Genomic DNA, 24,211 nt, shown 5'->3' with positions numbered 1-24,211 from the left:
TTACGGACGACGAAGGGGATAGAAGTTGCTAAGGCGTCTCGTGGGCTCGGAGATGTGTATAACGAACAGCCGCCACGCCCCCCTCCTCACACCCGCGCCGGCCCGCGACAACGACGCCGAAGCGGACACCTTCGTGATCGTCGACCAGTTCGAGGAGGTCTTCACCCTCTGCCACGACGCGGCCGAACGCGCCCGCTTCATCGACCTGTTGCTGACCGCGCGGCGGCCCGAGAACCGCCTGCGGGTACTGCTGGCGGTGCGCGGCGACTTCTACGGCCGCTGCGCCGAGCACCGCGACCTGGCCGACGCGCTGCGCGACGCCAACCTGCTGGCCGGTGCGATGAGCCGGGCGGAACTGCGCGACGCCATCGTCAAGCCGGCGGCGGCCGCCGGGCTGACCGTCGAACGCGCCCTCACCGCCCGGCTGGTCAAGGAGGTCGCCGACGCGCCGGGCGGACTGCCGCTGCTGTCGCACGCGTTGCTGGAGACCTGGCGCCGCCGCCGCGGCAAGACACTGACCATGGCGGGGTACGAGGCGGTCGGATGCCTGGACGGCGCGATCGCGAAGACCGCCGAGGATGTCTACGGCCGGTTCACCGAAGGTCAGGCGACCGCCGCCCGCCGGGTGTTGCTGCGTCTGGTCGCCCCCGGATGGGGGTCTCCTAGCTTGAGTGAGGCCGAGGGTGAGGGAGGCGTCCCCGACACCCGCCGTCCCGTCCAGCGCGGGGAACTGCCCGGCTCCGGCCAGGGTGACACCGCCACGGTGGTGGAGGCACTCGCCGGGGCACGGCTGCTCACCCTGGACGGCGAGAGAGTCGAGATGGCCCACGAAGCCCTGATCACGGCCTGGCCCCGGCTCCGCGGTTGGATCGAGGCGGACCGCGAACGCCTGCGCGTGCACCGGAACCTGACCGAAGCGGCCCACGCCTGGCAGCAACTGGGCCGGGAGAAGGGTGCGTTGAGCCGGGGCAGCAGGCTCGCCGCCGCCCGGGAACACTTCGGCGGCGCACCGCGCGAGGACCTGACCGACGTAGAACACGCCTTCCTCGACGCCAGCCGTGACCACGAGCGGAAGGGCCGCCGCCGGTACCGGCTGGTGCTCACCGCGGTCACCGCCGCCTTGTGCCTCGCCCTCGTCGCCGCCGGCCTGGCCGTGAGGCAGTGGCAGCGTGCGGTCACCGCCCAGCACATGGCCCAGTCCCGGCAACTGGCCGCCCAGTCCGGCGCGTTACTGGACTCCGATCCCGACCTCGCCGCGCTGCTCGCCGTGCACGCCTACCGGACCAGCCCGACCCGCGAAGCGACCGCCGCCGTCTACGCCGCCGCCGCGCTACCGCTGCGCAAGCGGCTGACCGGCGGGACCAGGCCCGTGGACTCCCTCGCCCTCAGCCCGGACGGGCGCACCCTCGCCACCCACAGCACGGACGGCGGGACACGGATCTGGGACCTGCCCGCAGGCCGGCTACGACACACCCTCTCCGACCACGACAGCGGCGGGGGCAGCCAGGCCGCGGTGTTCAGCCGTGACGGAGGCACCCTCGCCGTCGCCACTTCCGGGGGCTCCGGCGCGAGGGTCACCCTGTGGGATCCGGCAAGCGGCAGGAAGATCAGGAGCCTCGCCGTCCCCGACGGTGCGGTGCGCGGGATGGCCTTCAGCCCCGACGGCCGTAGCGTGGCCGCCTCCTCCCCGACGGCCGTGCGCGTGTGGGACGTGGCCACCGGCCGCACACGCCGCGGCTTCACCGACCACCCCGATCCGCGGTCGGTCGCCTTCGGCCCCGACGGACGTACCGTCGTCGCGGCAGGCGCAGACGGAGGGCTGCGGGTGTGGGACGTGACGACCGGCCGCACCCGGATCTCACGCGACAGCCGGACCGAGGGCGACGAGGCGGCTCTGGGTCCTGACGGCCTGACGTACGCGGTCGTCCGCGGCGACGGTTCGGCGCAGGTGCGGGAGACGGCCACCGGCACCGTCCGGCGGACCATCAAGGACGTTCCTGTCGGGTCGCACGGGGTGGCCTTCGCCCCGGACGGGCGGACCCTCGTCGTCCCGGGCCCGGGGGACACGGTGCGACTGTTGGACACCGACACCGACACCGACACCGACACCGACACCGACACCGACACCGACACCGGAGCCGGAACGGCACGGACCACCGTGAGCGCAGGCCACCACGGAAGGGGAGTCATGAGCGTGGCCCTCAGCGCGGACGGCCGCACCCTGGTCACCAGCGGCAACTCCGACCCCACCGTCCGCGTGCACCACCTGTCCGCCGATCACCCGCGGACCACGCTGCCCGGCCGATCCGGCACATACCTCACCGACATGCAGTTCGGCCCGGACAGCCGCACGGTGACCACGGTTCGCCAAGAGCCGCTCGGCCGTGGGTCGGTACAGCTCTGGGACGCCAGGACCGGTGAAGCAGAGGCCACCCCGGCGGCACCGGACACCGACCTGCCACTTCGGGGACGGCAACCGTCCGTCACGGACTCCCGCCCCGTGGCCGTGGGTTTCAGCCCGACCGGGCGCGCCCTGGCCGCCAGGGTCATCAACCGCAGGGTGATCGAGATCCGGGACGCCTCCACCGGCAGCCTTCGCCGAAGCCGTGACGTGGGTGCCATGAGCACGGCGGTCTTCAGCCCCGACGGGACACGGCTCGCCGTCGTCGGTGAGAAGGGAGCGGTCCGGATCTGGCACCTGTCGTCCGGCGAACTGCGCACCGTCCACACCAGCCACGGCCAATCCGTCAGGACGGTGGCATTCACCCCGGACGGCCGGACACTCGCCGTCGTGGACATCGAGGCCGGCGGCGACCGGATCACACTGCTCGACTCCGCGACCGGCCGCACACAGCGCACCATCGACCCGGGCCCCCGGAGCCTGCTGACCCTCGCGGTCAGCCCGGACGGGCACACCCTGGCCACCGCGAGCGGCAACAGCGGACGAGTGAAGACGTGGGACGCCCGTACCGGTCAGCTCGAAGGCGCCTTCACCGTCGGCGCTCAGGTCTCGTCCCTGGCCTTCAGCCCCGATACACGCACCCTGGCCGCAGGCACGGTAGGGGGAGTGCAGCTGTGGGACCTCGCCACCCGTCAGAGCCGCGTCACCCTGTCGAGTCCCTCGTCCGCGGAGGTGGCGTTCAGCCCGGACGGACGGACCCTGGCGATCGGCATGGGCGGTTCGGTCGGGCTGTGGAACGTCGACCTGCCGGACCCGGCCCGCGCGGTCCGCGCCATCTGCGAGGCCGTCGACCGAGCCCTCACCCCTGCGGAACAGGGCCGCTATCCGGATGCCCGGTCGACTGGGACCGGGTGCCAGGAGGCCGCGCGATGACACCGGGTTCTGGGCAGCGTGGGGAGGCGGTCCGCATACGTGACCGACCTGAGCGCCCTGAAGCCCGGTGGTGCCGCTAGACCACTCGGTTCCACCGGACGTGCAGCGCGGTGGGCTTGCGGAAGACCAGCCCGTACGGGGCCGAGGTGTGGTCGGGGTCGAGGCGCAGTGCGGGGAGGCGTTGGAGCAGGTGCTGGAGGGCGATCCGGGTCTCCAGGCGGGCGAGGTGGGCGGCGAGGCAGTAGTGCGGGCCGTGGGCGAAGGCCAGTTGGAGACGCGCGTTCTCGCGGCGGACGTCGAACCGGTCGGGGTCGGCGAAGACCGCCGGGTCGCGGTTGGCGCCGGTCAGGGAGACGGTGACGAGGTCACCACGCCGGATGGCGGCCGCGCCGAGGACGGTGTCGCGAGTGGCGTAGCGGTCCACGACGGCCGCGCCGGGTTCGAGGCGCAGCGATTCCTCGATCGCGCCGTCCAGGAGACCGGCGTCGGCCCGGACGAGGGCGAGCTGGTCGGGGTGGCGCAGCAGGTGCAGCAGCGCGTTGGTGATCATCGCCTCGGTGGTCTCGATGCCTCCGAACATCAGCACCGCGGCGTTGGACGCCACCTCGGGCACGGTCAGTCGCCCGGCGGCGGCCGTGAGGAGCGAGGAGGTGTCGCGGTCGGTGACGGTGGCCTCCACCGCGGAGCGCAGTTGCGCGTACGCCGTGACGCCCGCCGCTCCCGCCTCCTGGCCGGCGGTGATGTCCGAGACCGACTGCACGATGGAGTCGTACCAGGCGAGCACCGTTTCCACGGTGGTGCCGGCCAGCCCCAGTGCCTCGGTGACCACCGCGACCGCGAGGGGTCCGGCGAAGGAGCGCCGCAGTTCGGTCGCGCCCGAGGGCTCCAACGCGCTGATGAGTGTGTCGGTCTCGCGCTCGATGAAGGCGGCGAAACCGTCACGCACGGCCCGGGGCCGGAAGGGCGCGGTGAAGGGCTCGCGGTGCCGGGCGTGCTGGTCACCGTCCAGGGACAGCATGCTGGGGCCGACGACCTGCGCGGTGGAGAAGCGGGGGTCGTCGACGGTGAAGGTCTCGGCGTCCCGCATCACGTTCAACGCGAGATCTCGACGGGTCACCAGCCAGCCGCCCAGCTCGGGCAGCCATGACACCGGCTCCCGCTCGCGGAGCAGTGCCAGGCGCGGATGCGGATCCTGGGCGAGTTCGGCCAGCGTGGTCGCGGCGCCGAGAGGGCAGGAGGACTCGACGACGCTCATCGCGCGCTCCGGCCGGGGAGGAGAGAACCGTTCACGCGGCTGACGCTAACAAAGCGCTCCTGTGGCGGGGATAGGGTGCACCTGTGGAACGGATCTTGGTGGTCGGCGTCACCGGTGCGGGCAAGTCCACGCTCGCCCGAACCCTGAGCGGTCGACTGAGCCTGCCGTACCACGAGATGGACGCGCTCTACTTCAACGGTCCCGGCTGGGCCGTCAACGACAAGCTGACCGAAGACGTCTCCAGGCTCACCGCCGAGCCTCGCTGGATCGTCGACTCCGTCGGATATCCGGAAGTCCGTGACTTGCTGTGGGAACGGGCTGACGCTGTGCTCTGGCTGGACTATCCGAAACGCGTCATCATGCCCCGCGTGCTGCGCCGGTCCGTCCGGCGCACCGTCACACGTGAAGCGCTCTTCGGCGGCAACCGGGAAACCTGGACCGGCTGGCTGAGCCGGGAACATCCTGCCTGGTGGGCCTGGTCCCAACACGGTGTCCGCCGCCGCGAGATCGAGCGCCGTGTCCGCGACCCCCGCTTCGCCCCTCTCGACACGCTCCGCTTCGGCCACCCCAAGGACACGACGGCCTGGCTGGCGTCCCTCTGACCCGGGGGTATCCGACGGGGCATGACCCCCCTCACGGCCCCGCGCGGCCGATTCTCGACGCTCCGGACACATGGATTCCGTTTTCGGATTTCCTGCGGAGCTCACGCGTGTTGTTTATGTCTAAACTATGGAGGTCTTACGGAGAGGAAGCGCGTGTGAGTGAACCGACGGGTCCCGTCTGCGCGGAGTGCGGTACACCTCGGCCTGCGGACGGCAGCCTGGCCTGTTCCTGTGCCCGCCGCGCATCCGACGCCCATCGCGCGACCCGGATGGCCGAGGCCGAGGCCGCGGAGGACTTCGATCCGGTGCGGATACGGCCCTTCGTGGAGATAGGCGACGACGCCGCATCGCCTGACGCGCCCGCCGGCCCGGAAGACACCCAACCACCGCGCTCCTTATCCGACTTGGGTGAAATGCGCGTGTCCAGGCCTACGGAAGCCCCCGAGCAAGCAACCTCGTCGCACCTCGACAGACCAGACGCGCCTCCGTCGGATGGCAATGCCGAGAGCTCTCCGCACTCTCCGCGCCGACGCCGCGTCGTGCTGGGCACGGGGGTGGGGGCCGCGGCGGCCGTCCTGCTGACGGGATGCCTCGTCGGCGGGTTCCTCTGGTACGACGGTCCTGATCGGGACGGTTCCTCGTCCGGCGGTGTGCGAGCGGGACTGCCGGACGATCAGCCCACGACCGTCGCTCCCTCGTCCCCGAACCCCTCCGCGTCGTTGTCCCCGGCGCAGCCGTCCCCGTCGGCCACCCCCTCGTCGGACACGACCTCGACCGCGGGACCGCTCACCCCGACCGGCAGCACCCCCGGCGACACCTCGTCCAGCACCGCCGCCACCGCCACGGGCAGCCCCACGTCGAGCCCTTCGGAAGGGGAGGCCCCCGTCCTCCGCCTCGGCGACCGGGGCCCTGAGGTGATCGAGCTCCAACTCCGTCTGCGGCAGGCCGGCTTCCTCAGCGGCGAGGCCGACGGCACCTACGACCGCGAGGTCGAGAGCGCGGTCCGCGGCTACCAGTTGACCCGCGTGGTGGTCGAGGACGAGTCCGGCGTCTACGGACCGGCGACCCGGACCTCACTGGAAGCCGAGACGTCGGAGCCGTGAGTCGCGACTCGTCCCGGCGTACGAGCCGACAATCCTGCGCGACGCCGACGCCGACAGTCCCGGGCGACGCCCTCGATCAGGTGTGACGCGAGGCAGCCGTACGGCCGACCGTCGCGGCCAGCTTGCGCAACCGGCGCCAGTCCAGGCGCGGTTGGTGTCGCACCACCCCCGGCCGCTTCCGGGGGACTCGGACGACCAGCGCACCGGGTGCGATACGGCAGTTCACCGGCGAGGGAAGGACGAGGGCCTCGCCGTCGAGACCCACCTCCACCTCCGCACCCTCGGCCTCGACGACGACCTCGCGGACGGTCAGGACGGTGAGCGCGGCCGGTTCCGGGTCGAGCACCAGCGCGGCGGCGTCGGCCGCGCTCTCCACCCGCAGGCCGAGGACGCCCAGCGCTCCCGTGTCGAGCCGGTCGCGTCGGCCGAACCCGAAGGGGTCGCCGGTCCGGTAGGGGTTGTTGCTCACCAGGACGGCCTGGGGGGAGTCGAGCGTGGTGTCTCCCGCTCGTGCGGTGAGCCGGGCGCCTTGCTGACCGGTGAGCAGATCGGGCAGCAGTTCCAGGCTGGTGCCGATCTTGTCGTCGCGGTAGGAGGGGCTCTGGACGATCGCCGCGTACGCGCCGAAGGAGGCGTTGTTGACGAAGGGACGGTCACCGGCGAAGCCGAGGTCGACGCGGAGTTCGACACCGTCGCTGAGCGCGTCGAGGCAGCTGCCGGGGTCCTCGCGGTCGAGACCGAGGTCGAGGGCGAAGTGGTTGCGGGTGCCGGCACTGATCACGAGAAACGGCACGCCGTGCTCGGCGGCGACGGCCGCGACCAGGGCCTGGGTCCCGTCGCCGCCCGCGGCACCGAGCAGATCCGCGCCCTCCGCGACGGCGGCCTGGGCCAGCGCCGTGACGTCCTGCTGTTCGTCCGGGTCGAGCAGGACGACACGAGCGCCGAGCCGCTCGGCCTTCTCCTTGAGTCCGAAGCGGTCCACCTTGCCGCCGCCCGAGCGCGGATTCATGATCAGGAAGGGCCGCTGCGGTGGGGGCGTGCGGCGCTCCTTGCCCCGCACCCGATGGATTCCGGTGCCGCGCAACGCGTACCGGCCGCTCCACACGGCCACGCCCCACAGCGCCGACGACACCAGCAGCGCCCAGAAGAGGGTGGCCGCGAACAGGGCGATGAGACCGGCGGGGACGGCCAGAGCCAGCACGCCCGACGCCCAGCGCAACGGTCCCCGCAGGGTCAGCGTCCACCACGCCGCCGCCGCGGTGACGGCGAGACCGACAGCGCCGCACACCAGAAGCAGCACGCCGGTCAGTCCGCCGTAGCCGAGAGGCACCAGGATCGCGAGGGCGGCGGCGGCCAATGCCACCCTCGCCGCCCACCGTTGTCCTCGATAGGCCCGCTCGCTCAAGTCCACGGCCAACTGTTCTCTCCGCTCGGGAAACCCGCTTCGACCTCGTACGACCGAACTCTGGCAGATCCCTGACAGATCCGTCGTCCCTTCCGGTCCGGCGCGGTGCGCGGCTCTGACGTGCTCGGGGCCGCGGCACGGGCCAGGTCGGTCGTACGGGACCACGCCCACCGCTCCCGGTGGCCTCGGTCGCCGGCAGGGGGGTGGGCGTCAACTTCGTGGTCGGTCAAGGCAGTTCCGGTCTGCCGAACGGTCTGCTCGTGCCGTTGTTCGGTCGTCAGAGGTCAGTCTCAAAGACTCCCGCCCGACGTGTCGGCGGCGTGCGTACGGTCCGGGGACCGAGGCGGGTCGGGAGCATCGGTCCGCCGCAGTCAACGGCATGCAAGGGGAGGCGTTGTGGCGAGTGTGGAAGTGTCGCTGAAGGAGATGATGGCCGGGGTCGAGGGCTCTTTGGGAGCCGCCGTCGTCGACTACACCAGCGGAATGGCGCTGGGCACCCTGGGCGGGGGCAAGGATCTGGACCTGACCGTCGCGGCGGCCGGCAACACGGACGTGATCCGGGCCAAGGTGCGCACGATGGAGCAGTTGGGGCTCAACCGTCGGATCGAGGACATCCTGATCACGCTGGACAGTCAGTACCACCTGATCCGCCTGGTCACCGGTCGCACCGGCAACGGATTGTTCCTGTACCTCGTCCTGGACAAGGCCCGCTCGAACCTGGCGATGGCCCGTCATCAGCTCAAGCGGGTGGAGGAGGCGATCGAGATCTAGCGCGGCCGAAGACCCTGGGCCACGTCTGCCCATGATGTGAAGACTTCTTCAAGTCACCACATCAGCATGGTTCCAATGTGCGGTCGTGGCGGGCCCGGGGCGTGAAGGATCGGCATCCGAGGGCGGTATGCGGTGCGGCGGTGTCCTCGGACGCCGCCGCACCACGGCAGCCCCGTCGCCCTCACCCGACCAGGAGCGAGCAGACATGCAGGCCCCCCTCTATCAAGTCAAGGCGGAGTTCTTCCGCATGCTCGGTCACCCCGTGCGCATCAGGGTGCTGGAACTCCTCCAGGACGGGCCGGTGTCCGTACGGGACCTGCTCGCCGACATCGAGATCGAACCGTCCAGCCTCTCGCAGCAGCTGGCGGTTCTGCGTCGCTCCGGCATCGTCGTGTCGATACGAGAGGGCTCGACCGTCCGTTACGCCCTCGCCGGCGGCGACGTCGCCGAACTCCTGCGCGCCGCCCGCCGGATCCTCACCGAACTGCTCACCGGCCGCAACCAGCTCCTGGCGGAGCTTCAGCAGATCGACGCACCGCCGGAGCCCCTGCACCCCACGAGGTGACGGCGATCGAAACCGGACTACTGTCGACGGATGGCGCCTCATAGGCTGCTCTCAGCCTAATGTTACGGCCAAAGTGTCGACAGGTTACGGGAGTTGATGGAGTATCAGCTGTGCGTCAGGGACACGTGCGAAGCCATCACCCCACAGGAGCCGTCATGCAGACGACCGCCCCCGGCATCGGCAGAAGAACCCTCCTCGCCCTCCTCGGCCTCACGGGCGTGGCCGCTCTCGTGCGGCCGTCAAGGGCCGCGGCCGCCACGAACACGACCGTCGCGGGCCAGGAACTGACCGCGATCGCCGCCAACCCGTCCTTCGCCTTCGCCACCGACCTCGCCGGAACGGCGGGTTCGGGGGAGACCTCGCCCATCGACACCGCGTACTGGCTGGGAACCTACGAGGTCACCAACGCCCAGTACCTGGAGTTCGTCACCGACTCGGGCCGGGACGCCCCCTCCTACTGGGACGGCGGCACCTACCCGGACGGCAAGGCCGACCACCCCGTCCTGGAGGTCTCCCTGGACTCCGCCACCGCCTACTGCGCCTGGCTCACCGGACAGGCGGACGCCGACGGCTGGACGTTCCGGCTGCCCACCGAGGCCGAATGGGAGAACGCCGCCTCCGGCCCCGACGCCCTGACCTACCCGTGGGGCGAGACGGCCGGTACCACCTACGCGGACCTCGTCCTGGCCAGCAACTACAACTACATGGCGGTGTGCGCGGCCTACGAACTCGCCGAGCACGGCGACGAGTCGGCGACGTACACCGCGACCGGCTCGGACCTGTACGGACAGAGCTTCCCGATCTCCGAGATCCTCTCCATCGGCAGCACCGGCACCGTCTCCGGCTGGAACATCACGGCGAGCCGGACCGGGTTCATCTACACCGACGTCTACGACGCCCTCACCGACACCGGCGGCTACACCACGCCCGTCGCCACGTACCCCGGCGGGGTCAGCGCCGACGGAGTGTGGGACCTGTGCGGCAACTGCTGGGAATGGACCACCTCCGTCATCACCGCCACCCACGGCGGCGAGATGGGCCAACAGGTCAACGCCATCCGCGGCGGCTCCTGGTACGCCAACCTCAACAGCTGCACGGCGATCTACCGGGGCGAGGGCCGTGACCCCTCCGGCCGCTACCCGACCGTCGGCTTCCGAGTCGCCGCCACCGAACAGTCGGGGTGATCCGCGAAGCGATGAACGGCGCTCCTCACGGAAGCGTGTCCGCCGACAGGCGGGGCCGCGTGATGTGGCTGCCGGTCTCCGGTGAGCGGTGGGGAGTCACTTCTCGAAAGCCCGCAGTACCGCGTCCGCCATGCCGCGTTCACCACGCGCGTTGGGGTGGACCGGCGCCGCGGGTGCGACCGGTTCGAGCGGCTCGATCCACCGGACGTCCTCGGCGGCGCATGCGCCACGTCCTCGGGAGGGCGTGAACGTGTCGACGTACTCCGCGGAGGCGGCCTCGGCCCGGTCGCGCAGCTCGTCGTTGAGCTGCCGTTCCTTCTGGTGGAGGAAGGCCACGTCGCCGGGGGCGAGGGACATGGTGCGCAGGCAGTCGCCGCCGGTGGACGGCAGGATCTCCGGATAGCCGATGACGTAAACCCGCGCATGCGGCGCGCGCCGTGCGATCTCGGCCAGGGACTCGGCGAGGTGTACACCCACCGCGTCGATCTTCTCCCGCACCTCGTCAGTGCCGTCGGACACGTACTGCCGCTCGCACGGCGCGTCCTCGGGAACGTACTTGCCGCTGCCCAGGGCCTTGTACAGCATCCCCGCCCCGACACACCGTTTGATCATCGAGCCGAATCCGATGTCGTTGCCGCCGATCCCGAGGGTGACCAGCCGTGTCCGCTCGGACAGGGCCGAGAACTGGGCGGGATTCGCGCCCTGATCGGTGGTCTGCCGAGCGCCGAGGTCGGCGATGGTGGCACCGCTGCAGCTGACGTCCCGGAAGTCGGCGGCCTTCAGCCCGAGCCGATCGGCGACGAGAGCCGGATAGTTGTGGTCGGAGCGATCGCATCCGGCGGGGCTGCCCTTCTCCTCGGGTATCCCCGGTCCGGCCGTGTAGGAGTCGCCCAAGGCGATGTAGGGGCCGCCGGGTGGAGCGGTGCCGGTGTCACCGTCGTCGTCCAGCGGGACGAAGGCCATGGCGATCAGGGCGCCGCCGGCGAGGAGCCCCGCCAGGCTTATACGTGTGTTCGGTCGCATCGGTGTCCTGTCGATGTGGTCGCTGGTGGGCGGCCGAACCCGGCGGCGGACAGGAGGGGGAGAGGTCCGACCGCCGGGTCCGGAGCGGCACCGACCCCCCGTCCCCACGGGGTTCGGCACCCTGGGGCACCCTCAGGCGCCCCGGCATCGGGTCAGCCGTGCTGGGGCCGTGCCCGGCCGCGGAGCAGGGCGACACCCGCGCCGAGCGAGACGACACCCATGCCGACGGCGGTCGCCACGCCCTGGGCACCGTCGACGGCGAGGGGGGCGACCGCGGCGACGGCCAGGTTGAACAGGAACAGGAACCACAGGACCGGGCGGGGCGGCGTCTTCATGGGGGCTTCCCTTCGGGAGTGAGCGGGCCCTCGATGGGGAGCCGCTGAACTTGCGTAAGTCAACGATCGCAAGTCGCGGTGCCCGGTACGAGGGAGCGGCCTCCCCGACGGTTGGTGTAACTGGCTACACCAGGCCCACGCCGATTCCCGGCGGTGCACGGCCACGACCGTCGACAATCCCGAGGAGCAGAAGTACGCGCCCTGCCCGATCGCGGGGACTTCGCAGTCCGGCGAGCGAGCAGGGCGCGGAATGTGGCATCGGCCTCCGGGGTCCCTGCGAAGGGCGCGTCAGCCGTCGGTGGTGAGGGGCTCCCACTCCGCTTCGGGGTCCAGTGGCAGGTGGGGCCGGTCGCGCTTGAACGCCTCGGCCAGTTCCTCGACCTTCGGCAGAGCGTGATCGGGCGCGCCGAAGCCGCGAAACAGGGTCGCGCAGTACTCACGGGCCAGGTAGGGCGCGTTCCACTGTCCGTCGGGCTTGACCCATTGGTACGTGTGGTTGTGGAGGTTGAGGAACTGGAGGGTGGCCAGCCGCGGCGGCAGCGCGCGGAAAGTGCCCTGGTCGACGGCCTCCGCGAGCAGTCCCGAGATCAGTTCCTCGAAGTCGGAACGCTGGCCCAGCAGGGTCTTCAGCTCCGGCCCGCTCAGGCTGCGGTAGTCGTGCTCGTAGACCCAGATGTGGTCGAGCCGGCGGAAGATGATCGTCAGCAGCGACTCCGACAGCAGGCGCAGTCGCAGGAGGGGATCGGTGTCGAGCTCCGTGATCTGCCGGGTCCGGGACAGCAGCGGGCCCATCACCCGCGCCTGGATCTCGACGAGAAGGTTCTCCTTGGAGCCGATGTAGTAGTACAGCGCTCCCTTGGCGAGTCCGACCGCCCGGCCCAGGTCGTTGATGGACGTCGCCGCGTACCCCTGCCGCGCGAACAGTTCCGCCGCGATGTCGATGATCTTCTGCCGTCTGATCTCGAAGCCCGGTCCGTGGCCCGGCGGTCGTGGCATGGGTCCTCTCCCCGTTCGGTGTGACGCAGTATCGATGACAGGCGACTCCCGGGGCCACGTCGGACGGCTTTCGTACGTCCGGGGGAAGTGGACTCCGGGACATCTCCCAGTTCGTTGGACCAAACGGTACGTTAAAAGAGGGAGCGCAGGGGGCCCCAGCCTCCCGTGTGGGACGACTCCCGCTCACCTGCCCGACAGGATGAAGACGGTCCTGTGGCGGGCGACTCGACTGAGGAGTGGCGCATGACCACGGTAGGTATTGCCACCGGTGCCGGTAGCGGGACGGGGGAGGTGTGCGCGAGGCGCCTCGTCGACATGGTGGACGTGTTGCTGCTCGCCGACCGGAACGACGCCGCAGTGGCGGCGGTCGCGAAGGATCTGTCCGGCTCCGGAAGGGCCGTCGTCGAGCCCTTCGGAGTGGATGTCACCGACCGGGAGGGCCTTGGCCGACTGGCCGAGCGGGTCGCTGAACTCGGCACCCTGCGGGCCGTCGCGCACGCCGCGAACGTGGCTCCGGAACACGCCGACTGGCGCGGGATCATCGAGGTCGACTTCATCGGAACCGTGCAGCTCGCCGAGGCGCTCCGTCCTCTGGCCACCGCCGGTACGGCCTTCGTGTACTGCGCCTCGGTGTCTCCGCTGATGGCCCACATCGAGCCCGCCCCGGCGGTCGCGGCCGTCCTGGACAGCCCGGTGCAGGAGGGCTTCCTCGACCGGATCCGGGAGGCGATCGGCCCCGCCCTGGAGGACCCCGCGTGGGCGTACCCCTGGGCCACCTACGGCGTTCAGCGCTTCGCCCGGGCGGAGGCGGTGCGGCTCGGGCCGGTGGGCGCGCGGGTGTGCTCCCTCTCGCCCGGTGCGATCGACACCCCGCAGACCCGGATGGAGGCGGCGCGCTACGCATCGGTGCGGCAGCTCATCGAGCAGACGCCGCTGGGCCGCACCGGTCGCTACGAGGAGGTCGCCGCCGTCGCCGCGTTCCTGTTGTCGGACGAGGCGAGCTTCGTGAGCGGCGTGGACATCGTCGTCGACGGCGGGCTGTGCGCCGCGGTGGGGGACGAGTGACACCCCTTCCGGCGGCCCGCCGGTGCGTCAGCGCCCGCGCGGCCGGTTCCGTCCCGGGCTCCGGGGCAGGCTGAAGCCGACGCCGGCCGAGACGAGAGCCGTGCCGAGTGAGGTCGCCACGGCCTGCGAGTCGTCGACGATCATGGGCGCGGTCACGGCGACGACGAAATTGAGGAGCAGCAGGAGCCAGAGGGCCGGGCGCAGCGGTGTCTTCACTCGGCTTTCCTTTCGGTGAGGGCGTGTCGGTGAGGGCGCGGTTTCCCGTGGCGGGGGCCACCGAACTTCCGTGGATCAACGATCTGTTGCCGCGTGCCCGAGCGGGAGGGCCCGCACTCCCGGACCAGTGGTGTAGCGGGCTCCACCCTCCGTGATCCGGGTCACAGTCTCCGTGGGTGCGGTGGGCCCGTCGCCTCGCTCGCCGACGCCTTCCCGATGCCCCTGGCGAGGTGCCGCGCACCTCGCTTCACCCTGTGTAATCAGCTGAAACACCTTCATGAGCCGTTGGCCGGACGTGAGGTGTCGGCCGCCTTTCGAAGAGCTGATTGGACTGATCGTCCTAATCTGATGGGTCGGTGTGCTTACGGGGCCACTTGACCCCGACGGGGCGGCTCGGTTTCATACCTATCCGGCTGTGTGGCGGGGGCGGGACCTCGTCGTGAATGCGCAGCCTCTCATCGGTGTTTCCGCTCTCGCCGGTGATCCCCTGTGCTTCTTCCGTCAATTCGTCGGATCCCTGTGGCGCGTTCTCGCGTGTTCTCGTGTGTCCTCGCGTGTCCGACAGCTCCGCCGTTTCATGCGTCACCCTGGAAAGGAAATCCCCGGTGCCCCCGTTCCCCACCGCAGGTCGTCCCCACAGCCGTACTGTCCGATGCGGGGGCGCGAGATGAGCCGCCACCGGGGCAAACTCGAGCGGACCAAGTCGGGCGCGGGGCACGGTCGTTCCATCCGGACCTCGCTCATCGCGCTCGCGGTGGTTCCGGCGCTCGCGCTCGCCCTGCTGTGGGTCAGCGGCTCGGCCGTACAGCTCAACCAGTGGCACAAGGCCGAACAGGACGGGAATCCCGCCAGGACCACCTACGCCCTGGTCCCCGGTGTCGCAGCGTTCCAGGAGGAACGGAAGTTGACGATCCGTCAACTCTCGGCGCGGGGAAGCGCCGACGCGCTACAGGCCCAGCGGCGCCGCACCGACGCCGTCCTCGCCGATTTCCGCAAGGCGGATTCCCCCTCCTCCTCCGAGGGTTCGGGACAGTACCGGGACCAGTTGGCCGTCGTGCGTAAGCGGCTCGCCGCCCTCGTCGCCGAACGCACCGCGGTCGACCGGGGCAAGAGCACCCGGCAGCACGCCTACGACGTCTATTCCGAGGCCGTGGCAGCGGTGCTGAATCTCTTCGGAATGCTGAACACGGACAACAGCAGCGGCGCCACCGCGGCCGACGCCGGACACGCGCTGGCCTTCATGCGGGCGACGGAGGCGCTGTCGCAGGAGGAGGCGATCCTCGACGGCGTCGGAGCCTCCCGACGGCTGAGCGTTCGGGAGCGCACGGACCTGACGTCCGCCGCGGCGGTCCGGGTCTCCGTCCTGTCCAACGAAGTGGTGCCCTACCTGCCCGAGGACTCGCGGGAGGCGCTGGAGAAGGTGATGGACGGCCGGGACTGGGCCGCCATGTCGGCCCTGGAGACAGCCGTCATCGGAGCGAACGCGGCTGACGACGGCGCCATCGAGGTGCCGCGCGCCACCACCGCCCGGGCGGCCGCTCCGGGGCGCGTGGCCGCCGAGGTGCGGGCCGTGCAGAACCGGTATCTGCCCACGGTCACCGAGAACGCCGAGGAGCGCAACCACGCGCTGCTCGTCAGGGTCCTGCTGGGCAGCGCCCTCACCCTGCTGGCGGTGCTCGCGGTCGCCCTCCTGTCCTGGCGCATCACCCGTTCCCTCCTCGGCCGCATGGCCGACCTGCGCGCGGCGACACTGGAGCTGGCCCAGGACCGGCTGCCCGAACTCATCGTCCGTCTCAGGACGGAGGGGAGCCGCGCCGACGTCGACGAGCTCCCCGAACTCGACTACGGATCCGATGAGTTGGGCAAGGTCGCGGACGCCTTCAACAGTGCCCAGCGGACCGCGGTGAGCGTCGCTCTGGAGCAGGCCTCGCTGCGCGAGGGGGCGCGGCTGGTGTTCCACAACATGTCGCGCCGCATACAGGTCCTGGTGCACCGTCAGCTCACGGTCATCGACAGCATGGAACACAAGGAGCAGGATCCGCAGCTCCTCGCCGATCTCTACCGCGTCGACCACCTCGCGACCCGTATGCGGCGCAACGCGGAGAGCCTGACGGTCCTGTCCGGTGCGGCTCCCCGGCGCCGCTGGAAGCAGGCGGTGCCCCTCGCGGACATCCTGCGCAGCGCGGTGTCCGAGATCGAGGGCTACGACCGGGTCGTGGTCGAGCCGATTCCGCCGGTCGCGGTCGCGGCATCGGCGGTCGGCGACACGATCCACCTCATGGCGGAGCTCATAGAGAACGGCGTGACCTTCTCCCCGCCGCACACCGAGGTACGCGTCCGGGTGCTGCCGGTGGCGCAGGGCTACGCCGTCGAGGTCGACGACCGGGGGCTGGGCCTGTCGGCCGAGGAGTACGAGGCGGCGAACGACCTGCTGCACGACCCGAAGGACTTCAGCTTCACCGCGCTGGGCGAGGATCCTCGCCTGGGCCTCTTCACCGTCGGCCACCTCGCGCACCGGCACGGGATCTCCGCCGGTCTTCAGGCCTCGTCGTACGGCGGGACACTGGCCGTCATCGTGCTGCCGCACGCGCTCACCGAACCGGTCACCGACACCCCGCCGCCATTGGACACCAGGGCGGAGCGCCATCTGGCCTCGGTCACCCCTGCGGTCGCGGGCGTGATGACCGGCGGTCCGCCGACGCGTACCCGCACGGCGGGGCACCACCCGGCTCCCTCCGCCCCGGCGGCACCCAGGGACCGTGCCGACCGCGCGCCGGCGTTCCCGGAGACGGCGGCACCCCCTGTCGCGGAACCCCGCGCCGCTCGCCCCGGCGGCCTCCCGCGCCGCGTACGCCAGGCCAATCTCGCCCCCCAGCTCAGGCAGCGGCCCGCGGAACCGGACAGCGGGTCCGACGGCGGCGGGCAGCCTCCGGAACGCAGGCCGGAGCAGGCGCGCTCCATGCTCGCCGCCCTGCGGGACGGCACCAGCCGGGCCCGGGCCCAGCAGGAAGTCCCCACACCCGTCTGGCCCTCGGCTCAGCCCGAGCGGCATGCGCACCCCACCCGTCCCCGGCCCACGAGGAACACCCCATGACAGTGGCGAACACCGCACACGGCCAACTGGCCTGGCTCCTGGACAGTCTGATCGAGCGGATCCCCGAGACCCTGCACGCCATCGTCCTGTCGGAGGACGGCCTGCTCGTCGCGGCCTCCGAGCGGCTCGAACAAGCCGATGCCGAGCAGCTCGCCGCGATCGCCTCCGGCGTGCATTCCCTGGCGCAGGGCACCAGCCGGCACTTCGGCGGGGGCCGGGTGCAGCAGACCGTCATCGAGATGGACGACCTCTTCCTGTTCGTCACCACCGCGGGCAGCGGTGCCCGACTCGCCGTGCTCGCCACGTCCGCGGTGGACGTGGGCGTCGTCGGCTACGAGATGACCATGCTGGTGCGTCAGGTGGGGCAGTTCCTCAGCGCCGCCCCGCGATTCCCCGAGTACAGCGGCGGACCATCCGCGGGTGAGCATGGATGAGGCACTGGTCGGAGGAAGACCCTTGGGCGGACGACGACCCGGGTCCACTCGTTCGCCCCTACACCGTGACCCGCGGCCGGACCTCGGCCGCCCGCCCCGGCATCGAACTGATCTCACTGATCAGCACCGTCCGGCCACCGACCCGCGACCAGCGGATGCAGCCCGAGCAGAACCGGATTCTCGCGCTGTGCCGCACCCCGATGGCCCTGGTGGAGGTCGCCGCCCGTCTCGGCCTGCCCGTGGCGGTGGTCCGCGTACTCCTCGACGACCTCCTCGACCACCGGCTCGTGTCCGTCTCCCCGCCCTCCGCGGTCGGTTCGCCCGACGCCCGTCTCATCCAGGCAGTGATCGATGGCATTCGCAGAATCTGACTCCGGCCGCATCGCGCCCGCGCCCGACGCGGCAACGGCCAAGATCCTCGTCGCCGGCGGCTTCGGGGCCGGCAAGACCACCCTGGTCGGCGCGATCAGCGAGACGGAACCCCTGCGCACCGAGGAGCTCATCACCGAGGCCAGCGCCGGGGTCGACGACCTGGCCGGTGTGGAGCGCAAGACCACGACCACGGTCGCCATGGACTTCGGCCGGATCACCCTCGGCCCGTCACTCGTGGTCTACCTCTTCGGCGCCCCCGGACAGGACCGCTTCTGGTTCATGTGGGACGACCTGTCCCGCGGCGCGCTAGGCGCGGTCGTCCTGGCGGACACCCGGCGGCTGGAGAGCTGCTTTCCGTCCGTCGACTTCTTCGAACACCGCGGGATCCCCTTCGCCGTCGGCGTCAACTGCTTCGACGGCCGGATCGAGGAGGACGCCGAGGACATCCGTGCCGCGCTCGACCTGGATCCCGCCGTACCCCTGGTGCTGTGCGACGCCCGCGACAGGGAGTCGGTGAAGACGGTGCTGCTCGCCCTCCTCGAACACGTCATGCGGGGCCTGGCGGCCGAGGCCGCGGAGACCTGGCCGCCGGTGCAGCGGACAGGGCCGCGGCCAGGGCCCGGCACCGCTGCTCCGCAGGGGGCCGTCGGGGTCAGGAGACCATTGCCTTGAGCCGCTCGATGTCGGTCAGCCGCTGTGCCGTGGTGGGGGCCAGCGGGCGGACCTGGAGGGTGGTGACCCCGGCGGCCCGGAAGGCCGCGAGCCGTTCGGCGACGTAGGAGGCCGGGCCGATCAGGGAGGTGGCCCGCAGCAGGTCGGCCGGCACGGCGGCCGCGGCCTCTTCCTTATGGCCCGACAGGTAGAGCTCCTGGATGGTGGCCGCCGCGGACTCATAGCCGTAGCGGCAGGCGAGGTCGTTGTAGAAGTTGCGTCCCCGGGCCCCCATGCCGCCTATGTACAGGGCGAGTTGGGGCCGGGCCAGGTCGATCAGCGCGTCGACGTCCTCTCCGATGGCCAGGGGTGGCGAGACCACGACGTCGAGCGTGCCGAGGGCGGCGTCCCGCCGGGCCGATCCTTCGGCCAGTGCCGGGCCCCACACGTCTCCCGCCCGCTCCGGGTGGAAGAACATCGGCATCCATCCCTCGGTCGTCTCGGCGGCCAGGGCCACGTTCCTGGGGCCGATCGCGGCCAGCACGATCGGGATGCGCTCGCGCACCGGACGGTTGATGAGCTTGAGGGGCCGCCCCAGCCCCGTGCCCTCGCCGGGCGGGAGCGGGATCCGGTAGTGGCGGCCTTCGTGCACCACCTTCTCCCGTCGCCAGACGGACCGGCAGATCTCCACGATCTCCCGGGTGCGGGCCAGGGGAGCGGTGTACGGCTGTCCGTGGAAGCCCTCGATCACCTGGGGCCCGGAGGCGCCGATCCCCAGGGTGAACCGTCCGTCGGAGACATGGTCCAGGCCGGCCGCCGTCATCGCGGTCAGGGTGGGTGTGCGGGTGTAGATCTGGAGGATCCCGGAGGCGATCTCCAGCCGTTCGGTGCGCGCGGCGATGAAGCCGAGCTGGCTGATCGCGTCGAACGAGTAGGCCTCGGGAACGAAGACGATGTCCAGCCCGGCCTTCTCGTAGTCGCACAGCTCGGCGACGGCCTCCTTGAAACCGCCGCTGTAGCTCAGGGGCATACCGATGCGCATCCCGGCCTCCACCGTCTCAACTGGACCAATAGAGTACACTCTATTGGTGTCGCGATGGGGGGTGGCCGGGCGAGCGGCACGTCTCGGCCCCCGTGTACGGCCGGCCGTCGATCGCGCATGATGTGCGGTGCGAGGATGGTGGCCGGGGATGCGCGAGGCATCGGGCCGTAGGAAGGGACCGCGGATGGAGTCGCTGCGAAGCGAGGCGGCGTCCGTCCGGACGGGACGGCCGCGCGCGACGTCACGGGCCGTGCTCGAACGGCTCGGCTTCGAACTGTTCGCCCAGCGGGGATTCGACGGCACCACGGTCGACGACATCGCCGACGCGGCGGGCATCGGCCGCCGTACCTTCTTCCGCTACTTCGCCTCCAAGAACGACCTCGTGTGGGGGGACTTCGAAGCACAGCTGGCCAGGCTCGAAGGTCTGCTGGCGGCGGCCGGCCCGGACACTCCGATGATGGACGCGATCCGCCGGGCGGTCGTCGAGTTCAACCGGTTCGATCCGGCGGTGGTGCCCTGGCACCGCCAGCGCATGGCCCTCATCCTGCGGGTACCGACGCTCCAGGCGGACTCGGCCGTGCGCTACGCGTCATGGCGGGCGCTCGTCACGGAGTTCGCCGCACGCCGTCTGGGTCGGCCCGCCTCCGACCTGCTGCCCCGGCTGATCGGCAGTACCGTCCTGGCGGCCTGCGTCGCCGCGTACGAGCAGTGGCTGACCGATGACGGAGCCGACCTCGGCGCCCTCCTCGACACGGCCGTCGGGCAACTCGCCGCCGGATACGGTGACCTGGCCGGTTCCCCGCGATAGAGCCCGCCGCGGCTCGTCCCGCTGGCCGGGACCGGCCCCCCTGCGCGGTGTCCACGCGACCTACCGTCGGATCCGCTCAACGAGTCGGCGGTGCACGCTTCTTCACTTTTGACATCGGGTGCCATTAATCTTCCGGGCATCCGACGGGAGGCTCCGGTCCGCACGGCCGCGGAGCCATGGGACGCCTAGGGAGAGCCGCATGAACGAGCTCCGCTCCGTACAGCCCGACGAGTCAGCCATCGAGGACGAGACCGCCCAGGCCGCCCTCCCCGCGCCGTTGATCGAGGCCGAGGACCTTCTGGAGGAGATCTCCATCGACGGCATGTGCGGCGTCTACTAGGCGCCGGCGCATGACCGGGATGGACCTCGACCGCGCCTGGGACCTGCATCCGCAGGTATCGGTGCGGCCCGAACCCTTCGGCGCGCTCCTCTACCACTTCGGCACGCGCCGGCTCTCGTTCCTCAAGGACCAGCGGCTCCTGGCCGTCGTCCAGGCCCTCGCCCACGCACCCACGGCTCGCGCCGCCTGCCGGGCCGCGGGTCTCGCGGAGGACGAACTGCCCCGCTACGGCCGGGCACTCGCCGTCCTGGCCCAGTCGTCGATGGTCGTCGGAAGGACGTCATGACCACCTCGCCCCGGCTGGTCGACCTGTTCGAGCACGGGCTCGACGCGCCGATCTGCCTCACCTGGGAACTGACCTACGCCTGCAACCTGGCCTGCACCCACTGCCTGTCCAGCTCCGGCCGCCGCGACCCCCGAGAACTGAGCACCGCCGAGGCCAAGGCGGTCATCGACGAACTGGAGGCCATGCAGGTCTTCTACGTCAACATCGGCGGCGGCGAACCCACCGTCCGCGCCGACTTCTGGGAACTCCTCGACTACGCCACGGCACACCGCGTGGGCGTGAAGTTCTCCACCAACGGCGTCCGGATCACACCCGAAGCCGCCGAACGTCTCGCCCGCAACGACTACGTCGACGTCCAGATCTCGCTCGACGGCGCCACCGCCGACGTCAACGACGCGGTCCGCGGGGCCGGTTCGTACGCGACGGCACTGCGCGCGCTGGAGAACCTCGCCGCCGCCGGAATGCCGAACTTCAAGATCTCCGTGGTCTGCACCCGGCAGAACATCCCCCAGCTCGACGACTTCAAGGCCCTCGCCGACCGCTACGGCGCCCAACTGCGCCTGACCCGGCTGCGCCCCTCCGGCCGCGGCGCCGACGTCTGGGACGACCTGCATCCGACGGCCGCGCAGCAACGCGAGCTGTACGACTGGCTGCTGGCGCACGGCGAGCACGTGCTGACCGGCGACTCCTTCTTCCACCTCGCCGCCTACGGCCAGAGTCTCCCCGGCCTCAACCTCTGCGGCGCCGGACGCGTCGTCTGCCTCATCGACCCCGTCGGCGACGTGTACGCCTGCCCGTTCGCCATCCACGACGAGTTCCTCGCCGGGAACGTCCGCGACCCCGGCGGCTTCACACAGGTGTGGCGCGCATCCGAACTGTTCGGCCGGCTGCGCACCCCGCAGCACGGCGGGGCCTGCGCCTCGTGCGCGTTCTACGACACCTGCAAGGGCGGGTGCATGGCGGCGAAGTTCTTCACCGGGCTCCCGCTGGACGGCCCCGACCCCGAGTGCGTCCAGGGGCACGGCGAGGAACTGCTGGCCCACCGGGACGCCACCCGGGTGCCCAAGCCGTCCGGGGACCACTCCCGCAGGACGGTGGACCTCGTCCTCACCCGCCGGGCACCGGTCAGGGCCTGCGACGAGAACCCGCTGGCCGGGCCGACACCGACGCTCATCGGAAAGGACGCCGCGCATGCCTAGGAACGCCTGGTTCGAGACGGTCGCCGAAGCGCGGCGCAGGGCCCGCAAGCGGCTGCCCGGTCCGGTGTACGGCGCGCTCGTCGCGGGCTCGGAGCGTGGTCGTACGATCGACGCCAACCAGGACGCCTTCGCCGAACTGGGCTTCGCCCCAAGGGTCGTCGGCCACCACGCCGAGCGTGACCTGTCCACGACCGTCCTGGGTGTGCCCACCGCGTTCCCCGTGCTCATCTCGCCGACAGGCGTCCAGGCCGTCGACCCGGACGGGGAGGTGGCGGTGGCCCGGGCCGCCGCGAGCCGAGGCGTCGTCATGGGCCTGAGCTCGTTCGCGAGCAGGCCGGTGGAGGAGGTCGCGAAGGCGCAGCCTGACCTGTTCTTCCAGCTGTACTGGAGCGGAACGCGCCAGGTGATGGTGGAGCGGATGGACCGGGCCAGGGCGGCCGGGGCCAAAGCGCTCATCGTCACCCTCGACTGGTCCTTCTCCCACGGCCGCGACTGGGGCAGCCCCGCCATCCCCGACCGGCTCGACCTCAGGACCATGCTGCGGTTCGCCCCCGACGTCCTGCCCAGGCCCGGCTGGCTGTGGCGCTACGCCAGATCCGGCCGCCTCCCCGACCTCACCGTGCCCAACCTGCGCACTCCCGGCGGCGAGGCACCCACCTTCTTCGGCGCCTACGGCGAATGGATGCAGACCACACCGCCCACCTGGGAGGACGTCAAGTGGCTGCGTGAGGAGTGGGGCGGCCCCTTCCTCCTCAAAGGCGTGACCCGGGTCGACGACGCCAAGCGGGCGGTCGACGCGGGTGTGTCGGCCCTGTCCGTCTCCAACCACGGCGGCAACAACCTGGACACGACCCCGGCCACCATCAGGATCCTGCCGTCCGTCGCCGCGGCGGTCGGCGACCAGATCGAGGTCCTCCTCGACGGCGGCGTCCGCCGCGGCGGCGACGTGGCGAAGGCACTGGCCCTCGGCGCGCGCGCCGTCCTGATCGGCCGGGCCTACCTGTGGGGCCTCGCCGCGGGCGGGCAGGCCGGCGTCGAGAACGTCCTGGACATCCTGCGCGGCGGACTCGACTCGGCCGTCCTGGGCCTCGGGCACTCCTCGGTGCACGAGCTGGGCCCGGACGATCTCGTGATCCCGCCGGGCTTCCCCCTGACCCTGGGAGGCGGGGACGTACCGGTGGGACACCCCACCCCTGCCACCACGACATGACAGCGCGGCGGGCGCTGGCCGATGCCGTCTGGCCGGACGTGCCGTCCGGTGCCGTGGTCCTGGTCCCGGTGGGGTCCACCGAGCAGCACGGCCCGCATCTGCCGCTCGACACCGACACCGTCGTCGCCCACGCCGTCGCCCGGCGGGCGGCCGACGCTCTTCCGGGCCGGGCACTGGTGGCACCGCCGCTCGCGTACGGCGCGAGCGGCGAACACGCCGACTTCCCGGGGACGGTCTCGATCGGGCACGAGGCGCTGGGCGCGGTCGTCGTGGAGCTGGTGCGTTCCCTGTCCCTGTGGGCGGGCCGGGTGGTCTTCGTGAACGGCCACGGCGGCAACACCGCCACGCTCGACACGGCCCTCGTCCCCCTGCGGACGGAGGGCCACGACGTCGCCTGGACCGGCTGCGGAGTGCCGGGCGGCGACGCGCACGCCGGCCGCACGGAGACCTCCCTGATGCTGCACCTGGCACCGGAGCGCGTACGGCTCGACGCCGCGGTCGCGGGCGACACCCGCCCCCTGGCCGCCCTGCTGTCGGACCTCGTCGCCCACGGTGTCCGCGCGGTCTCGCCCTCCGGCGTGCTCGGCGATCCCGGCGGAGCCTCGGCCCAGGAGGGAGGCCGGGCGATGGACGCGATGGTCACGAGCACGGTCCGCCGGATCACGGCATGGGCCGTCGACGGCCGGGGCCGCCTCACGGAGGCCGAACGCCGATGACCCTTCCCGTCGGCTTCGTGGTCGAACTCGACCGGCACACCAGGGTGATCGACGGCGGCCGGGCCCTGCTCGGCGGATTCCCGACCCGGCTGCTGCGACTGACCCCGAAGGCCCGACCGCTGCTCGCCGACCGAACACTCCCCGTACGCGACGCGGCGAGCGCCCTGCTCGCGGACCGGCTGCTCGACACCGGCATGGCCCACCC

General features: G+C 71.4%; 25 protein-coding genes and 1 pseudogene. 18 read left to right on the top strand and 8 right to left on the bottom strand.

The genetic code is table 11. The features are described 5' to 3' along the window. The first annotated feature begins 52 nt into the window (after positions 1-52). On the top strand, positions 53-3,334 hold the full coding sequence (locus HLK59_RS34075; RefSeq protein WP_171145457.1) for a WD40 repeat domain-containing protein: 3,282 nt from the start codon (positions 53-55) through the stop codon (positions 3,332-3,334). A 76-nt stretch (positions 3,335-3,410) separates the two neighbouring features. Here HLK59_RS34075 and HLK59_RS34070 read toward each other — a convergent pair whose 3' ends face one another. Further along, positions 3,411-4,589 (bottom strand): cytochrome P450, encoded by a 1,179-nt coding sequence (locus HLK59_RS34070; protein ID WP_171145456.1) that lies wholly within the window; start codon positions 4,587-4,589, stop codon positions 3,411-3,413. Between the two features lie 83 nt (positions 4,590-4,672). Here HLK59_RS34070 and HLK59_RS34065 point away from each other — a divergent pair, with 83 nt between their 5' ends. Beyond that, positions 4,673-5,191, top strand: coding sequence for an adenylate kinase (locus HLK59_RS34065; RefSeq protein ID WP_171145455.1), 519 nt, complete (start codon positions 4,673-4,675; stop codon positions 5,189-5,191). A gap of 673 nt (positions 5,192-5,864) precedes the next feature. On the opposite strand, the gene HLK59_RS51420 is transcribed toward HLK59_RS34065, so the two are convergent. After that, the gene (locus tag HLK59_RS51420) at positions 5,865-6,047 is read right to left on the bottom strand and encodes a hypothetical protein (protein WP_240982793.1); all 183 of its coding nucleotides are present in this window, start codon (positions 6,045-6,047) and stop codon (positions 5,865-5,867) included. Positions 6,048-6,105: 58 nt separating this feature from the next. Between HLK59_RS51420 and HLK59_RS51415 the strand changes: the two genes are divergently transcribed. Next, complete coding sequence (locus tag HLK59_RS51415) at positions 6,106-6,294, top strand: peptidoglycan-binding domain-containing protein (protein ID WP_346779868.1); 189 nt, start codon at positions 6,106-6,108, stop codon at positions 6,292-6,294. 76 nt (positions 6,295-6,370) lie between these two features. Here the strand turns inward: HLK59_RS51415 and HLK59_RS34055 are convergent, their stop codons facing one another. Continuing rightward, positions 6,371-7,711, bottom strand: a complete 1,341-nt coding sequence (locus HLK59_RS34055) for a diacylglycerol kinase family protein (RefSeq protein WP_171145453.1) — start codon at positions 7,709-7,711, stop codon at positions 6,371-6,373. Positions 7,712-8,095: 384 nt separating this feature from the next. Between HLK59_RS34055 and HLK59_RS34050 the strand changes: the two genes are divergently transcribed. From HLK59_RS34050 to HLK59_RS34040, 3 genes are all read left to right on the top strand, one after another. Further along, the gene (locus HLK59_RS34050) at positions 8,096-8,470 is read left to right on the top strand and encodes a hypothetical protein (protein ID WP_171145452.1); all 375 of its coding nucleotides are present in this window, start codon (positions 8,096-8,098) and stop codon (positions 8,468-8,470) included. A gap of 205 nt (positions 8,471-8,675) precedes the next feature. Next, positions 8,676-9,035 (top strand): metalloregulator ArsR/SmtB family transcription factor, encoded by a 360-nt coding sequence (locus HLK59_RS34045; RefSeq protein WP_171145451.1) that lies wholly within the window; start codon positions 8,676-8,678, stop codon positions 9,033-9,035. A 155-nt stretch (positions 9,036-9,190) separates the two neighbouring features. Further along, positions 9,191-10,219, top strand: coding sequence for an SUMF1/EgtB/PvdO family nonheme iron enzyme (locus HLK59_RS34040; protein WP_240982792.1), 1,029 nt, complete (start codon positions 9,191-9,193; stop codon positions 10,217-10,219). Between the two features lie 96 nt (positions 10,220-10,315). Here HLK59_RS34040 and HLK59_RS34035 read toward each other — a convergent pair whose 3' ends face one another. The 3 genes from HLK59_RS34035 to HLK59_RS34025 form a co-directional block, all read right to left on the bottom strand. Continuing rightward, entirely contained in the window at positions 10,316-11,242 is a 927-nt protein-coding gene (locus HLK59_RS34035) for an SGNH/GDSL hydrolase family protein (protein WP_171145449.1), read from the bottom strand. Positions 11,243-11,394: 152 nt separating this feature from the next. Further along, complete coding sequence (locus tag HLK59_RS34030) at positions 11,395-11,577, bottom strand: hypothetical protein (RefSeq protein WP_171145448.1); 183 nt, start codon at positions 11,575-11,577, stop codon at positions 11,395-11,397. Between the two features lie 288 nt (positions 11,578-11,865). Then, a complete protein-coding gene (locus HLK59_RS34025; protein WP_171145447.1) occupies positions 11,866-12,573 on the bottom strand; it encodes a TetR/AcrR family transcriptional regulator in 708 nt (235 codons plus the stop codon). 243 nt (positions 12,574-12,816) lie between these two features. On the opposite strand from HLK59_RS34025, the gene HLK59_RS34020 reads away from it, so the two are divergent. Then, positions 12,817-13,638: an SDR family oxidoreductase gene (locus HLK59_RS34020; protein ID WP_171145446.1), complete on the top strand. Its 822-nt coding sequence runs from the start codon at positions 12,817-12,819 to the stop codon at positions 13,636-13,638. 27 nt (positions 13,639-13,665) lie between these two features. Here the strand turns inward: HLK59_RS34020 and HLK59_RS34015 are convergent, their stop codons facing one another. Then, the gene (locus HLK59_RS34015; RefSeq protein ID WP_171145445.1) at positions 13,666-13,854 is read right to left on the bottom strand and encodes a hypothetical protein; all 189 of its coding nucleotides are present in this window, start codon (positions 13,852-13,854) and stop codon (positions 13,666-13,668) included. A 667-nt stretch (positions 13,855-14,521) separates the two neighbouring features. On the opposite strand from HLK59_RS34015, the gene HLK59_RS34010 reads away from it, so the two are divergent. The 4 genes from HLK59_RS34010 to HLK59_RS33995 all read left to right on the top strand — a co-directional run bounded on the left by HLK59_RS34010 (position 14,522) and on the right by HLK59_RS33995 (position 18,426). After that, the gene (locus HLK59_RS34010; RefSeq protein ID WP_171145444.1) at positions 14,522-16,948 is read left to right on the top strand and encodes a nitrate- and nitrite sensing domain-containing protein; all 2,427 of its coding nucleotides are present in this window, start codon (positions 14,522-14,524) and stop codon (positions 16,946-16,948) included. Beyond that, entirely contained in the window at positions 16,945-17,382 is a 438-nt protein-coding gene (locus HLK59_RS34005) for a roadblock/LC7 domain-containing protein (protein WP_171145443.1), read from the top strand. The genes HLK59_RS34010 and HLK59_RS34005 overlap by 4 nt, the downstream gene beginning before the upstream one ends. Before the next feature lie 65 nt (positions 17,383-17,447). Continuing rightward, positions 17,448-17,753, top strand: coding sequence for a DUF742 domain-containing protein (locus HLK59_RS34000; protein WP_171145442.1), 306 nt, complete (start codon positions 17,448-17,450; stop codon positions 17,751-17,753). Next, positions 17,734-18,426, top strand: coding sequence for an ATP/GTP-binding protein (locus HLK59_RS33995; protein WP_171145441.1), 693 nt, complete (start codon positions 17,734-17,736; stop codon positions 18,424-18,426). Before HLK59_RS34000 ends, HLK59_RS33995 begins: the two co-directional genes overlap by 20 nt. Here HLK59_RS33995 and HLK59_RS33990 read toward each other — a convergent pair. Continuing rightward, positions 18,407-19,447: an LLM class F420-dependent oxidoreductase gene (locus tag HLK59_RS33990; RefSeq protein ID WP_171145440.1), complete on the bottom strand. Its 1,041-nt coding sequence runs from the start codon at positions 19,445-19,447 to the stop codon at positions 18,407-18,409. The two genes, HLK59_RS33995 and HLK59_RS33990, sit on opposite strands and share 20 nt — an antisense overlap. A 184-nt stretch (positions 19,448-19,631) precedes the next feature. Between HLK59_RS33990 and mftR the strand changes: the two genes are divergently transcribed. The 7 genes and pseudogenes from mftR to HLK59_RS33955 all read left to right on the top strand — a co-directional run. Continuing rightward, on the top strand, positions 19,632-20,255 hold the full coding sequence (mftR, locus tag HLK59_RS33985) for a mycofactocin system transcriptional regulator (protein WP_171145439.1): 624 nt from the start codon (positions 19,632-19,634) through the stop codon (positions 20,253-20,255). A 199-nt stretch (positions 20,256-20,454) separates the two neighbouring features. Then, positions 20,455-20,595, top strand: a complete 141-nt coding sequence (mftA, locus tag HLK59_RS33980; protein WP_171145438.1) for a mycofactocin precursor MftA — start codon at positions 20,455-20,457, stop codon at positions 20,593-20,595. A 10-nt stretch (positions 20,596-20,605) separates the two neighbouring features. After that, on the top strand, positions 20,606-20,881 hold the full coding sequence (mftB, locus tag HLK59_RS33975; protein ID WP_240982791.1) for a mycofactocin biosynthesis chaperone MftB: 276 nt from the start codon (positions 20,606-20,608) through the stop codon (positions 20,879-20,881). Beyond that, positions 20,878-22,080: a mycofactocin radical SAM maturase gene (gene mftC, locus HLK59_RS33970; protein ID WP_171145437.1), complete on the top strand. Its 1,203-nt coding sequence runs from the start codon at positions 20,878-20,880 to the stop codon at positions 22,078-22,080. The genes mftB and mftC overlap by 4 nt, the downstream gene beginning before the upstream one ends. Next, positions 22,073-23,290 (top strand): pre-mycofactocin synthase MftD, encoded by a 1,218-nt coding sequence (mftD, locus tag HLK59_RS33965; protein ID WP_171145436.1) that lies wholly within the window; start codon positions 22,073-22,075, stop codon positions 23,288-23,290. The genes mftC and mftD overlap by 8 nt, the downstream gene beginning before the upstream one ends. Then, entirely contained in the window at positions 23,287-24,006 is a 720-nt protein-coding gene (gene mftE, locus HLK59_RS33960; RefSeq protein ID WP_171145435.1) for a mycofactocin biosynthesis peptidyl-dipeptidase MftE, read from the top strand. The genes mftD and mftE overlap by 4 nt, the downstream gene beginning before the upstream one ends. Beyond that, positions 24,003-24,211 (top strand): annotated as a pseudogene (locus HLK59_RS33955) (mycofactocin system glycosyltransferase); the annotation flags it as partial. The gene mftE and the pseudogene HLK59_RS33955, both read left to right, overlap by 4 nt.

The organism is Streptomyces sp. S3(2020) (assembly GCF_013044505.1).
Classification (GTDB): domain Bacteria; phylum Actinomycetota; class Actinomycetes; order Streptomycetales; family Streptomycetaceae; genus Streptomyces.
Note: the sequence above shows the minus strand (reverse complement) of the source record. Positions and strands in the feature narration are given on the sequence as shown.

Coding starts and splice junctions, on each gene's coding strand:
- HLK59_RS34075 (WP_171145457.1), top strand. CDS start 53: ATGTGTATAACGAACAGCCGCCACGCCCCCCTCCTCACACCCGCGCCG.
- HLK59_RS34070 (WP_171145456.1), bottom strand. CDS start 4,589: ATGAGCGTCGTCGAGTCCTCCTGCCCTCTCGGCGCCGCGACCACGCTG.
- HLK59_RS34045 (WP_171145451.1), top strand. CDS start 8,676: ATGCAGGCCCCCCTCTATCAAGTCAAGGCGGAGTTCTTCCGCATGCTC.
- HLK59_RS34040 (WP_240982792.1), top strand. CDS start 9,191: ATGCAGACGACCGCCCCCGGCATCGGCAGAAGAACCCTCCTCGCCCTC.
- HLK59_RS34035 (WP_171145449.1), bottom strand. CDS start 11,242: ATGCGACCGAACACACGTATAAGCCTGGCGGGGCTCCTCGCCGGCGGC.
- HLK59_RS34030 (WP_171145448.1), bottom strand. CDS start 11,577: ATGAAGACGCCGCCCCGCCCGGTCCTGTGGTTCCTGTTCCTGTTCAAC.
- HLK59_RS34025 (WP_171145447.1), bottom strand. CDS start 12,573: ATGCCACGACCGCCGGGCCACGGACCGGGCTTCGAGATCAGACGGCAG.
- HLK59_RS34020 (WP_171145446.1), top strand. CDS start 12,817: ATGACCACGGTAGGTATTGCCACCGGTGCCGGTAGCGGGACGGGGGAG.
- HLK59_RS34010 (WP_171145444.1), top strand. CDS start 14,522: ATGAGCCGCCACCGGGGCAAACTCGAGCGGACCAAGTCGGGCGCGGGG.
- HLK59_RS34005 (WP_171145443.1), top strand. CDS start 16,945: ATGACAGTGGCGAACACCGCACACGGCCAACTGGCCTGGCTCCTGGAC.
- HLK59_RS33995 (WP_171145441.1), top strand. CDS start 17,734: ATGGCATTCGCAGAATCTGACTCCGGCCGCATCGCGCCCGCGCCCGAC.
- HLK59_RS33990 (WP_171145440.1), bottom strand. CDS start 19,447: ATGCGCATCGGTATGCCCCTGAGCTACAGCGGCGGTTTCAAGGAGGCC.
- mftR (WP_171145439.1), top strand. CDS start 19,632: ATGGAGTCGCTGCGAAGCGAGGCGGCGTCCGTCCGGACGGGACGGCCG.
- mftA (WP_171145438.1), top strand. CDS start 20,455: ATGAACGAGCTCCGCTCCGTACAGCCCGACGAGTCAGCCATCGAGGAC.
- mftB (WP_240982791.1), top strand. CDS start 20,606: ATGACCGGGATGGACCTCGACCGCGCCTGGGACCTGCATCCGCAGGTA.
- mftC (WP_171145437.1), top strand. CDS start 20,878: ATGACCACCTCGCCCCGGCTGGTCGACCTGTTCGAGCACGGGCTCGAC.
- mftD (WP_171145436.1), top strand. CDS start 22,073: ATGCCTAGGAACGCCTGGTTCGAGACGGTCGCCGAAGCGCGGCGCAGG.
- mftE (WP_171145435.1), top strand. CDS start 23,287: ATGACAGCGCGGCGGGCGCTGGCCGATGCCGTCTGGCCGGACGTGCCG.